The sequence below is a fragment of the Mariniflexile litorale genome, from assembly GCF_031128465.2.
In the GTDB taxonomy this organism is placed as follows: domain Bacteria; phylum Bacteroidota; class Bacteroidia; order Flavobacteriales; family Flavobacteriaceae; genus Mariniflexile; species Mariniflexile litorale.
In genome coordinates, this window is sequence record NZ_CP155618.1 from 850,587 (window position 1) to 863,820 (window position 13,234).

Annotated in this window: 9 protein-coding genes; 6 read left to right on the plus strand and 3 right to left on the minus strand. The window is 34.3% G+C overall.

The annotated features are described in order from the left end of the window. Positions 1-14 precede the first annotated feature (14 nt). Positions 15-524: a sigma-70 family RNA polymerase sigma factor gene (locus QLS71_RS03370; RefSeq protein WP_308990504.1), complete on the minus strand. Its 510-nt coding sequence runs from the start codon at positions 522-524 to the stop codon at positions 15-17. A 305-nt stretch (positions 525-829) separates the two neighbouring features. Between QLS71_RS03370 and QLS71_RS03375 the strand changes: the two genes are divergently transcribed. The 3 genes from QLS71_RS03375 (at position 830) to QLS71_RS03385 (ending at position 3,438) form a co-directional block, all read left to right on the plus strand. After that, the gene (locus QLS71_RS03375; RefSeq protein WP_308990505.1) at positions 830-1,882 is read left to right on the plus strand and encodes a hypothetical protein; all 1,053 of its coding nucleotides are present in this window, start codon (positions 830-832) and stop codon (positions 1,880-1,882) included. 180 nt (positions 1,883-2,062) lie between these two features. Next, a complete protein-coding gene (locus tag QLS71_RS03380) occupies positions 2,063-2,830 on the plus strand; it encodes a membrane metalloprotease (RefSeq protein ID WP_308990506.1) in 768 nt (255 codons plus the stop codon). A gap of 29 nt (positions 2,831-2,859) precedes the next feature. Next, positions 2,860-3,438, plus strand: coding sequence for a porin family protein (locus tag QLS71_RS03385; RefSeq protein WP_308990507.1), 579 nt, complete (start codon positions 2,860-2,862; stop codon positions 3,436-3,438). Between the two features lie 18 nt (positions 3,439-3,456). Here the strand turns inward: QLS71_RS03385 and QLS71_RS03390 are convergent, their stop codons facing one another. Together QLS71_RS03390 and gyrB are read right to left on the minus strand one after the other, a co-directional pair. Next, positions 3,457-4,638 (minus strand): metallophosphoesterase family protein, encoded by a 1,182-nt coding sequence (locus QLS71_RS03390; RefSeq protein WP_348636603.1) that lies wholly within the window; start codon positions 4,636-4,638, stop codon positions 3,457-3,459. 183 nt (positions 4,639-4,821) lie between these two features. After that, positions 4,822-6,771 carry a DNA topoisomerase (ATP-hydrolyzing) subunit B gene (gyrB, locus tag QLS71_RS03395; protein WP_308990509.1) on the minus strand — a complete coding sequence of 650 codons (1,950 nt, stop codon included), beginning with the start codon at positions 6,769-6,771 and terminating at the stop codon, positions 4,822-4,824. A 1,232-nt stretch (positions 6,772-8,003) separates the two neighbouring features. Between gyrB and QLS71_RS03400 the strand changes: the two genes are divergently transcribed. The 3 genes from QLS71_RS03400 to gatB/aspS are packed head-to-tail and all read left to right on the plus strand — an operon-like array spanning position 8,004 to position 13,008. After that, positions 8,004-8,273, plus strand: a complete 270-nt coding sequence (locus QLS71_RS03400; protein WP_308990510.1) for a hypothetical protein — start codon at positions 8,004-8,006, stop codon at positions 8,271-8,273. 2 nt (positions 8,274-8,275) lie between these two features. Next, a complete protein-coding gene (locus QLS71_RS03405; protein ID WP_308990511.1) occupies positions 8,276-9,676 on the plus strand; it encodes an amidase family protein in 1,401 nt (466 codons plus the stop codon). Continuing rightward, positions 9,676-13,008, plus strand: a complete 3,333-nt coding sequence (gene gatB/aspS / locus QLS71_RS03410) for a bifunctional amidotransferase subunit GatB/aspartate--tRNA ligase AspS (RefSeq protein ID WP_308990512.1) — start codon at positions 9,676-9,678, stop codon at positions 13,006-13,008. The genes QLS71_RS03405 and gatB/aspS overlap by 1 nt, the downstream gene beginning before the upstream one ends. Positions 13,009-13,234: the final 226 nt, after the last annotated feature.

Sequence of the window (13,234 nt, forward strand, 5' to 3'; positions counted from 1 at the left end):
TACCCTACCTGACTTTAAATATTTTCGATATGTTCTCGTAAAATTTTTAAAGCTCCAGACATTCTTTTTTCTACAGCCTTCTGAGAAATATCTAATAAATCGGCTATTTCTCTATATTTTTTACCTTCGATTCTATTTAATAAAAACACTTCGCGTTGTGCATCGGTTAATAGTGAAATGGCGTTTTGAAGCTTCTTTTTAAACTCTTCTTCCTCTAAAATATATTCGGGACTTTCATTTGTTCTATCTAAATAAGGTGACGCTTTTGCATATTCTAAAACTACCTTATTATGTTTTATGGTATTTAAAAACAAATTATTAATGGTAGTAAATAAATAGGTTTTGGCTTTTGTAAAATCTATTTTAGAACAATTCTCCCAAATTTTAGAAAATGCATCCTGCACAAAATCTAAAGCACCATCTTTATCTCCACATTTATAATAGGCAAAATTGCTAGCCGATTGTATATGTTCCAAATAAAAAGTATTAAAATAAGTTTCCTCACAAAGTTTATTCGCATCCATTTATATAGGTCTTTTTATGCCTTTAAAATAAAAAAACCACAAAAGTAGGGTAAAAATATTTTAAGTTGTCTAAATGATGTAAGATAACACAAGTAAATAATTATGGAACAAGATTGCGTTTATAAAATTTTAAAAATAATTATAATCATCCTTTTGACTTTTTCCATTTTAACAGTTACATTCTTAAATTTACAAATAATTTTTAAATTTAGGTAGGGTAAAATAAAATGTAGTTGTCTTACTAAAACAAAGGCGAAAAGAATCGCTATGAAAAAGAAAATATTATAACCCAAAAAATTATTATCATGAAAAATTTAAAATTTATTACAAGTTTAGTTTTAACAGCATTATTAACTTTTACATCGTGTCAAGATGAAATTGATAGTGAAAACGGACAAAACCCAAACACAAATAATTCTGAATCTGAAACAGCAAGTAACCTAGAACGCACCTCTATGTATGATGGTAGTTTTGACGACTTTTTAGATGGCACCTCTTGTTCTTCTATATTATTACCAGTTGTTGCAACGGTAAATGGCACACAAGTAAGTATTATATCGCAGTCTGACTACCAAGTTGTTTTAAACATTTTAGGTGAATTCACTAACGATAACGACACTGTAACACTACAATTCCCTTTAAGTGTTCGATTAAGTAATTATACCGAAGTTGTAGTTGCAAACCAAAGCGAATTCAATGCTATTATTGATGCTTGTGAAACTGCTGAAGCAACTGGTAAAGATGCCATTTCTTGTCTAGATATTGATTTTCCCATAACCATTTTAACCTATAGTTTAAATTTTGAGCAAACAGGTAGTGTGGTTATCGAAACCGAACAACAATTATATGCGTATGTAAATAATATGGACAACACTCAATTATTCGCAGTAAACTATCCTATAACTGCTACGTTGTCAGATAGCACAACGGTAACACTTACAAGCGATTTAGATTTAAAAGCTAGTATTAATGACTGTTTAGGTATTGAAGATACTGAAGCAGAAGCAGAAACTCAAGCAAATAACTTAGAAACTATTTTAATTAACGGAAGCTTTAAAGTGCAATCCTTTATAAATACAGGTATAAATAAAACTTCAGATTATGCCAATTATACTATTGATTTCGCAAACGATTTATCGTGTGTAGCCAAAGACAAAGTGAATACACTAGCAAACAATATTGAAGGTACTTATAAAGTTACATCTGAAACGGAAGTATATTTAAACCTAACTTTTGCAGGAAATGCTACTTTTAACTTGCTAAATAGTAAATGGGAAGTAACTAGTTTTAGTAACACATCCATTTCATTAAAAAGCACAACGAATGCTGCAGCAACATTAGTTTTGTCTAAAATTTAAAAACCTACTTGATTTTTGGTTGATCCATTGCTATTATCTCTCTGATGAAGCGGCTGTTGGGAAACTAGCAGCTGCTTCTTTTAAAAACAGATTATGAAATGCATATTAAAATTAAATTGGAACCAACCAAAACATCTACAAGTTGCATGCATGCGACCTAAAAAAAACAAACAGGAACAGATGAAAAAAATAATAACATTACTAGTGATTCTCGGCTTTTTGGTTTCTTGCTCAAAAGAAGATACTACCGAAGTTAATAATTCAAACATAAAATTAGCAAATCAAAAAGGGACAGGAAGCTCTTCAAACGATTTGTTATCAGATACCACTTTTAAAAGTATGGTAATTGAACTAGTATATGTTGAAGGGTTTGAACCTAGCCAAAATAGCATTAGTAATTTTGTGAATTTTTTAAATTCTAGAACATTTAAACCAAATGGGATTACTGTTGAAAAGAGAGCCATTCCTTCTCCAGGAAATGCTCCTTATTCCAATCAAGAAATTATAGACATAGAAGATGCCAATCGCTCTAAATACAATACAAGCAATCAAGTAGCTGTTTGGGCTTTTTTTGCCGATGGTGAATCTGAAAACAACACCAATTCCGGAATTGTTTTAGGAACAGCCTATAGAAACACCTCATTTGTAATTTATGAAGCAACCATTCAAGATTTAAGTAACAGTGCTTTTGAACCGAATCGAACTGTTTTAGAAACTACGGTAATAACCCATGAATTGGGTCATATTTTAGGTCTTACAAACTTAGGAACAACTATGGTTAATAATCATGAAGATACCGAACACGCTAAGCATTGTAATATTGAAAGTTGCCTTATGTATTGGGCTGCCGAAAGCGGTTCTGATTTAAGCAACTTAATGGGATCGAACACAGCACCTCAACTAGACGCTCAATGTATTGCCGATTTACAGGCAAATGGCGGTAAATAACTATGGTATAACCAAAACAAATTATCAAAATGAAAACAATCTTTAAAATCTTATTCATATTTACTATCGCATTAACTTCAAATGCACAAACAAATAAATCGAACGCAGGACTAAAAGGTGGTTACAATTTAGCTGCCGTAAGTTTTGATGGCGAAACAGAAACCGGACAAAGACACTCTTTTCATATCGGTTTTTATGGTGAATCGTTTTTATCGGAAAGTGTCGCGTTACAAGTAGAATTGCTTTACTCGCAACAAGGTTATGAATTAAAGGATAACAGCGGAACTTTCACGCAAAAATTAGATTACGTCAATCTTCCATTAATGCTAAAACTTTATCCTGATGAAGCATTCTTTTTAGAAGTTGGTCCCCAAGTTGGATTAGCAGTCTCTCACAAAGAAGAGTTTGATAGCAGTTTCGGTTTGTTTGACACCTCACAAGAATTCGACCCTCAAAGTTTTGACTGGGGCGTAAACTTTGGTACTGGTTTTAAAACTGAATCTGGTGTTTCATTAGGCGTTAGATACCATTTAGGATTAGGCAACGTTTATGACGAAGGCAACCCAAAAAATCGTGTGTGGCAATTTTCAATAGGATTTGATTTTTAATCAAATCCTATTGAAATATTAATTTTTATTCATTGTAAAAGAATCTAACACGACACCTCCAATAGTTGAAATGGCTTGTAAATGCAGCTTTTTACCTTCTACCGTTAACAAAGAAAAATGTCCTGTATGCGCCACTGCTGCCACAACATTTTTATCACACTCTCCTGGGATTTGGGGTTGCCAATTTTTATTAAGTTTTCCCCCTGCTCCTGTAGTAATTTGAATAAAGCCATTTGAAATTTCTGGATATGCATCAGTATTAGCGCGATGTTTTTCAAGAACATTTCCATTAGAATCATATGGATGAAGCCTTTCATAAGTATGTGCATGCCCATTTAGCACCACATCTACATTATATTTTGAAAACAACGGATACAAAGCTATAACTGCCTTTTCATCTTTTTTATAGGTACAAGTTCTTCCATTATGATGGAAATACACAAAAATCCAATCGTGTTTCCCTTGGACTTGAATTAAATCGTTTTCAAACCATTTAACTTGATTTTCAACATCAAACAACTCGCCGTTTCTAGTATCTAAAGCTATAAAGTGCGCATTACCATAATCATAAGAATAATAATGCTCATTATTTGGCAATTTCCATTCTTTCTCAAAATTAAGATCGGGATCTGTTTTCCAATCATGATTTCCTAAAGCTGGATAAAATGGAATATTTCTCAAAATTGCTTCCATGGGTTTAAACAAATATTCATCGGCATACAGACTTTCTCCATCAGGATAAATAATATCACCCAAACCTATTCCGAAATTTGGTTTTTCCTTTAAACTATTAATTTGATAGCTTGTAATTTGCGGAAACCCTCCTTTTTCTACAGGTTCTCCAATATCACCCATCGCATAAAATGAAAACTTACTATTTTTATCTAAAGGCTCTACTCTAAAATAATAATCATCACCAGAAGCCAATAATTGATCATCTGAATAAATAGCATAGAAATATTTCTCTCCCCTATCTAAACCTTTTAAAGTAACTGTATGTCTTAAAAAATCGCCATCCTTTTCTGCAACGCTATAACTTGTACTATTTAAGTCTTTTGTTTTCCCATATTTCACAAAAGATTTTTCACCAGCATTCGTTTTCCATAAAATACTAATACTATCCGCAAACGAATTTTGCAAATAAGGTTCACGTAAAAGCTCTACTTTAATTTGATTATTAACCACTGCCTCTGATTTCATCGTACCACACCTAACAAAAAACAACACTAATACAATTAGGAATATGAGACGGTTTTTAAGTTTATTCATCATAACACAAAGTATTTTATTATATACACTTGATTTTATATTTTATAAAAATATAAAAAGCCATGATATTAAATATATCATGGCTTTCTTTTAAAAAATTTTAAACAGAATTACTTAAGCATCAATTTTAGCATAAACAGCATTCTTTTCAATAAACTCTCTACGTGGTGGGACTTCATCACCCATAAGCATAGAGAAGATTCTGTCAGCTTCAGTTCCATTTTCTATTTGAACTAAACGCATGGTTCTAAATTCAGGGTTCATAGTAGTATCCCAAAGTTGTTCAGCGTTCATCTCTCCAAGACCTTTATAACGTTGAATGCTTACGCTACCTCCAAAATCATCTGCAATTCTATCACGCTCCACATCACTCCAAGCATATTCTTTCTTTTGACCTTTTTTAACAAGGTATAAAGGAGGGGTAGCAATATATATATGTCCGTTTTCTATTAACTCTTTCATATATCTAAAAAAGAACGTTAATATTAAAGTAGCAATGTGACTACCATCAATATCCGCATCACACATAATAACTACTTTATGGTAACGTAATTTTGAAAGGTTTAAAGCTTTACTATCTTCTTCAGTTCCAATAGTAACCCCTAAAGCGGTGAATATGTTTTTAATCTCTTCGTTTTCAAAAACCTTGTGAACCATGGCTTTCTCTACATTCAAAATTTTACCTCTTAAAGGCAAAATAGCCTGAAATGCACGATCACGACCTTGCTTCGCCGTTCCACCTGCCGAATCTCCCTCTACAAGAAATACTTCACATTTTGTAGGGTCTTGCTCTGAACAGTCACTTAATTTACCAGGCAAACCACCAATACTCATAACGGTTTTACGCTGTACCATTTCACGTGCTTTTTGAGCTGCATGACGCGCTTGTGCCGCTAATATTACTTTTTGAACAATGATTTTAGCATCGTCTGGATGTTCTTCTAAGTAATCGGTTAGCATTTCAGATACCGCCTGACTTACTGAAGCCGATACTTCACGATTACCTAATTTGGTTTTTGTTTGTCCCTCGAATTGTGGTTCTTGAACTTTTACCGAAATGATCGCTGTTAATCCTTCGCGGAAATCATCACCAGCAATTTCGAATTTTAAATTTTTAAGTAAACCAGATTCATCTGCATACTTTTTGAGCGTATGTGTTAACCCACGACGGAAACCAGACAAATGTGTCCCTCCTTCATGTGTATTAATGTTATTTACATATGAATGTAAGTTTTCCGCATACGAGGTATTATAAACCATCGCAACTTCAACAGGAACTCCGTTTTTCTCACCTTCAAACGCAATAACATCTTTCATTAAAGGCTCTCTGTTTCCATCTAAAAACTTGATAAATTCTTTAAGTCCTTCCGTAGAATGAAACGTTTCTCCTTCAAAAGTACCATCTTCTTTTTTCCCTCTTTTATCAACTAAATGAATCGTTATCCCTTTATTTAGATAAGCTAGCTCACGTAATCTGCTAGCCAAAGTATCATAACTATACTCTACTGTTTGGGTAAATATTGTTTGGTCTGGCTTAAAAGTAACAGTGGTACCTCTTTTATCAGTTTCACCAATTTCTTTAACAGGATACATGGCTTTACCACGCTCATATTCTTGTTCATAAACTTTACCATCTCTGTAAACGGTAGCACGCAAATGTTCTGATAAAGCATTCACACAACTTACACCAACACCATGTAAACCACCAGATACTTTATACGAATCTTTATCAAATTTTCCACCTGCTCCAATTTTAGTCATTACAACTTGAAGTGCAGATACGCCCTCCTTTTTATGTAAATCTACAGGAATACCACGTCCATCATCTTCGGTGGTAATCGAGTTATCTTCATTAATAATAACGGTGATGTTATTACAATGGCCAGCCAATGCCTCATCAATCGAGTTATCTACAACTTCATACACTAAATGATGTAACCCTCTGGTGCCAACATCTCCAATATACATCGAGGGGCGCATGCGTACATGCTCCATACCTTCCAATGCCTGAATACTATCTGCCGAATAATTATGCTTATTAAACTCTTCTTTTGGTTCGCTCATATTGATATTTAATATTGTTTGTTTCTATTTTTTGTTACACAAAAAAAGATGCGCTTTTGCATCCTTCTGAATACAAACAAATATACGAAATTATCACTCCTTTAAAAAGCATTTCATCAAATGAAACACATAATTATCAACATTTGTTAATTACTCAAAAGTGTCTTAAATCGCTTAAAAAGTGCCTTAAAATTCATTTTATCACTTTTTAATAATTTTAAAAAAAGCAAAAACTAAAAAGTCGTTATAAAGCGATGTTTTGATGTGAATGGTACCTTTACATATCATACCATCTTCACAAAAAATGGATCAAGTCTCATCGTTGTGTTTAAATAAAAATGGGATCCAGTCAAATTATTGGACACTAAACTATATATGCGTATCATTTAGTTAGTTTAAATTCAGAAAGCACCTCACAAGTTCTTACACCTCTGAACAGACTTTTAAACACTTTTATTTTAGTATTAAACAACTTTACAAAAGCGTTGCATTACTATAACCAACACACATAAAAACAACGCGCATTCCTCAACTATTATGTGCGAAAATAAAGCGAAATTCTCATAAAAATCGATGAAATGCACAAATTCCCGAAATATCTTGTTCGACATTCCTTCGAGGATTGTTCGAGAATCCTTCGTAAAATAAGGGTTTTCTCGAAGGATTCCCGAAGGAATGTCGAAGAAGTGTCGAAGGAAACTACTTTTAAGCCATCAATAACCTGTAAATGCCGGTTGAAAACATGCCTTTTTGCCAGTGCCTATTTATGAATATGCGCAGGTGCATAATACGGATTTAAACAATGGATGATAATACATTGGTGTGAGTGAGTAATAAAAGTATCCCTTCCATATTTACATGGTACTATTTTAATAAAACCATCTTCAAATGTGTACAAAGATATTTTTTACAAACATCTAAAAATTGACAAACATCCTAATATGGTTTTAATTAATATACAGCTTTTTGGATGGATTCCAAAAAACGTCCAAAAAGCACTGCATACAAACCAAAAACCTACCCTCTTAAAAAGAATGGAGAAACTATTTAAAGGTTGGTTTTGATGAAATTTTCATTCATATATGCTTAAAAGTATCAATAATGTAATTAAAATAAAGGGTTGTTTAAAAGATGACAAGCTATTAAAGTTTCAGTGTTTTAAGCACCAAACTCCATGAAAACTTTCGTAATTTTACCAGCTTAAAAGTTTAACTAGTTAATAAACAAAAGACATGAGTAAAATTATGACGGTCGACGTATTGTCGAGTATTAAAGGAGCACAACCCAGTGAGGCGGTGAATAAATTATTTGATGTGATTAAAAATGCACAACCTACAAATAACAACTCTTTTAATGATAATCATAATAATGGCGTGTCGTTAAACGATTTAAGAGACGATGTGGTCATTGAAAGTTCTGCCATCGAGAAACAAATCATTATCGAAAATTTTCCAAAATCAAAGAATGGTTATTTGGTAGTTTCTAAAGTGATAGAAGAATAATTATGGATTCTCAAATAAAACAACTTCATCAACAATTGGTGAACAAAGACATTTCTTGTACCACTTTAATTCAAGAAAGATTAGATGCCTTAAAAACAAATACCAACAACACCGTAAACTCTTTATTGGATACGTTGGCGCTAGAATTAGCTGCCAAAGTAGATGCCAAAATAGCCAATGGAGAAACAATTGGCTTATTGGAAGGTATTCCGTTTGGCATTAAAGATGTGTACATGGTACAAGGTACATACACAACGGCGAGTTCTGATTTACTTAAAAATTACAAATCGGCATACACAGCAACAGCCATTCAAAAATTATTGGATGCGGGAGCTATTCCTTTAGTAAAAGAAAACTGCGATAGTTTTGGTCATGGCTCTTCTAGTGAAAATACCATTTTTGGTGCTGTAAAAAATGCGATCAACCCCGATTTAGTGGGTGGTGGCTCTAGTGGTGGCTCTGCGGTAAATGTAGCTAAAGATTATACGGTATTTTCTATAGGTGGTGATACAGGAGGTTCCGTACGCCAACCGGCAGGTTACAATAACGTGTATGGTTTAAAACCGACTTACGGACGTATTTCGCGTTTTGGTTTGATGGCGTATGCATCATCTACCGATTGTGTTGGGCCTATTGCAAAATCGGTTGAAGATATTCGGATTGTGTTGAATGTGATGAGTGGTAAAGACGGTAAAGATCAAACGACCTACGCTTCCACAGAAATAAGCGAAGAAAATATTTCTAATTCAAGAGATATTAAAACCATTGGATATTTCAAAAATTTCATTGAAAGTGAAGCGATTGACCCAAAAATAAAAGACGACTTTTTAGCAACTATTGAAAAAATAAAAGCCAAAGGCATTGAAGTAAAAGAACTGGATTTCTTTAAATCGGATATTTTGGTTTCTACCTACTATACTTTGGCAATGGCTGAAACGGCTTCCAATCTATCACGCTTGGATGGTAGTAATTATGGCAACAGAATTGAAGATAAAAACTTAAAAGAATCTTATGCAGTAACGCGTTCGGAGAATTTTTCAGAAGAAACCAAACGTCGTATTGTTGGTGGCAATCAAGTGTTATCTCAAGGATTTTCAGATGAAATTTATTTAAAAGGCTTGGCATTACGAGATTCTATTTCAGCCAATTTTGAAAATGATTTTAAAGAGGTTGATATCATTTTATCTCCGGTAACACCCAGCACACCTCCAAAAATTGGAGATAGCTTAAAAGATCCACACGCGATGTATTTAAGTGATGCCTATACGGTTGGTTTTAGCTTAGGGCAATTACCCACGCTAACCGCACCACAAGGCACAGAAACTGGCTTACAAATTACAGCCGCTAAAAATAACGACGAACTTGTTTTGAAGTTTGCTAACTTCTTAAAAGACACATTATAATGGATTTAGAGCAATTAGATGCTGCATTAAAAGCGCACGAGTTAGAATTGGTTATCGGACTGGAAACACATGTTCGGTTAAATACTAAAACCAAATTATTTTGTTCTTGTCCGAATCAAGAAATAGAAACTCCAAACCAAAACATCTGTTCGGTTTGTACAGGGCAAATGGGCGTTTTGCCTGCTCTAAATAAAGAAGCAATTACGAAGGCTATTTATTTTGGAAAAGCAGTAAAATCGACTTTTGAAAATGAAGTGATTTCTTGGGACAGAAAGCATTATGAATACCCAGACAACCCGAAAAATATTCAAATTACGCAGTTTCACAACCCAGTGATTCCTGACGGACAAGTATCTTGTTTCCGTAATGATGGATCTCAGTTTACGGTTAATTTAACACAAGTGCATATTGAAGAGGATGCCGCTAAATTGATGCACGAAAAAACCGTTTCGTTAGTCGATTTTAATAAAGCCGGTGTGCCTTTAATTGAAATTGTTACCGAACCTTGCATCCGACATATAGAAGATGCTTCTACCTATGCACAGTACATCCAACGTATTGTTCAAAATTTAAAAATATCAGAAGCCAATCTTGAAAAAGGAGAATTTAAATCGGATGTTTCGGTATCACTTCGCAAAAAACATACTTACGATTTAAATCCGCGAACCGAGATTAAAAACTTGAACTCGTTTAAGTTTATGGTCGATGCGTTGAAGGAAGAAGTTGAAAAGCAACTCAACTATTTTATAGAGCATAAAGAGTTTAGACCCGACCAAACCACGGTTTTATGGGATGCCGATTTAAAGCAAACCAAAACCATGCGTAAAAAGGAATTTGAAGCCGATTACCGTTTCATATCCGAGCCCGATCTACCGTTTGTAAACATAAAAGACGCCGTTGCTGCTATTACAGTAGACACAAGAACCCTTCCGTTTGCAGTAGAATCTATTTTGATAAACGGTGGTGTGTTACCACAGGATGCCAAATTTTTTACTGCGGATTCATTACGTTCAGAAACCTTCGTTGCGATTCATAATGAATTGAACGATGCGTCGTTTGTGGCGAAAACATTATCAAATAATATAAAACCTGAGGAATACGCTCAAATTCAAAATATTCAAGACTTTATTGAAATTTTTAAAGGTTTCAAAGAAGAAAAAGTAACGGTTGTATTGGTTCAAAATGCGATTAAATCATTGTTAGCCGATGCTTCGTTTGATTATAAAACCTATTTTGAAGCCAACACCATTTCCGAAGAAAAAATTTACGATGCGATTGCTAAAGTCATTTCAGAAAATGAAGCAACAGCCAACGAGATTAAAGCTGGAAACCAAGGAAAAGCAGGTATTTTAGTTGGAAAAATCATCGCGATTATTGGTAAAGGCGCTTCGGGAAAAGTGATTCGCGAAGGGATTTTAAATCAGTTGCAAAGTTCAGAGTTAAAAGTTGAAAGTTCTTCTGAAGCAACTAAACAACAAACACCTCAACAACAAACTTCTAAAACACAGGAAGAAGTATTACCGCAAATTCCGATCATCATCAAAGAAGAGTACAGAACCCATGTGATTACCGCTATTTCTGAAGCTAATATTTCAGAAACAGTCACATTTGCAGGTTGGGTCTCTAGTGTGCGCGATCATGGTGAATTGATATTTATCGATTTACGTGATTCAAGTACCGAAATTTTTCAAGTGCGTTTAAGTAGAGAATCCTTCCCTAATTTAGACGAACTAGTAAAACTAAAGCCAGAATCGGTTATTACCGTGTCAGGAACCATTGTTCAACGTAAAGAAGACGATTACAACACCGCTTTACGAACTGGAAAAATAGAATTAGAAGCTACCGATTTAGATATTTTAAACCTATCAAGAACGCTGCCTTTCGAAATAAAACGTGCAACTAAAACCAACGAGAACACCCGTTTTCAATACAAGTATTTAGACCATAGAAATGACGATGTACGTCGCGTGATTGTTAACCGCCACAAGGTGATTAAATTACTGCGTGACATTTTAGATAATGAAGACTTTTTAGAAATTGAAACGCCTATTTTAAGTGCAGGAACCGATGAAGGCGCACGTGAATTCATTGTACCAACACGTAAACAAGCAGGTGCATTTTACACCTTGCCACAAGCACCTCAACAGTTTAAACAAATGTTGATGGTAAGTGGTTATGAAAAGTATTTCCAAATTGCACGTTGTTTTAGAGATGAAGATTCTCGTGGCGACCGTCAACCAGAATTTACCCAATTAGATATTGAAGTTGCCTATGCGAGTATGCAACAAATCATCGATTTAAACACCAACATGTTTAATGAAGTGGTAAACAAAATATATGGTAACAAATGGATATTGCGTCCGTTTGAAATCATTACCTATCAAGATGCCATGGCATTTTATGGTTGTGATAGACCCGATTTACGTTTCGGCTTAAAACTTCAAGACATTACAAATATTGTAAAAGATACCACCTTCCAAGTATTTAGTAAACCTATTGAAGAAGGCGGTATTGTAAAATGTATTAAAGTATCGGCCGAAGAACAAGGCAGCAAACGTATGTCTAAAGGGCAAATTGAAAAATTAACAGCGATTGCACAACAACACGGTTTGGGTGGTTTGGCTTATATTATTGTAAATGAAAACGATTTACAATCGCCTATCATTAAATTTTTAGGTAAAGATATAGCTGCTGGCATTATTAAAGCCACCAACGCACAAGTGGGTGATATCGTATTTTTCTCAGCTGCCGATTACGCCACAGCAAATAAAGCTTTAGATGCGGTGCGTCAAGAATTAGGTGCGATGTTGAAATTAATCAACCCTAAAGAATTACGCCCTGCCTGGGTAGTCGATTTCCCGATGTTTGAAAAAACAGATGAAGGCCGTTGGACCTTTACCCACAACCCATTTTCAATGCCTGCCGTTGTTGATTTAGACAAACACATGAATGGCAAAGAAGAGGAAATAGGAAGCATTATTGCCCAACAGTATGACTTAATATTAAACGGTTACGAAATTGGTGGTGGTTCGGTGCGTGCACACAAACCTGAAATTTTAGAAGCGACCTATAAAAACATGGGGTACAATAAAGAAGAGATGCTGAAAAGTGTGGGCACCATGTATAAAGCCTTCCATTATGGTGCACCGCCACACGGGGGTATTGCTTGGGGCGTTGATCGTTTGATGATGATTTTAGAGAAAAAAGCATCGATACGTGAAGTGATGGCGTTCCCAAAAACAGGGACTAGTGAAGATTTATTATTTGGTGCTCCTTCCCTACTTTCTGACAAGAAAATTGAGGAAATGAATGTGCGCGTTATGAAGAAATAAAGTACTTTTTGAGTAAATACCATGGTTAAATAAATTAAAAAATCCCGATAAAAATTATCGGGATTTTTTATTTGTTATAGAAATAATCAACCATATATACGGGGTGAGGAATAACAAAACCTAATAATAGCATAATCTATTTAAGTTTTCTAATTCAACAACTCAAATATGAGTCGCAAATTAATTTTTAGCTATATTTTGAAAACAGCATTAAACTATAAATAAT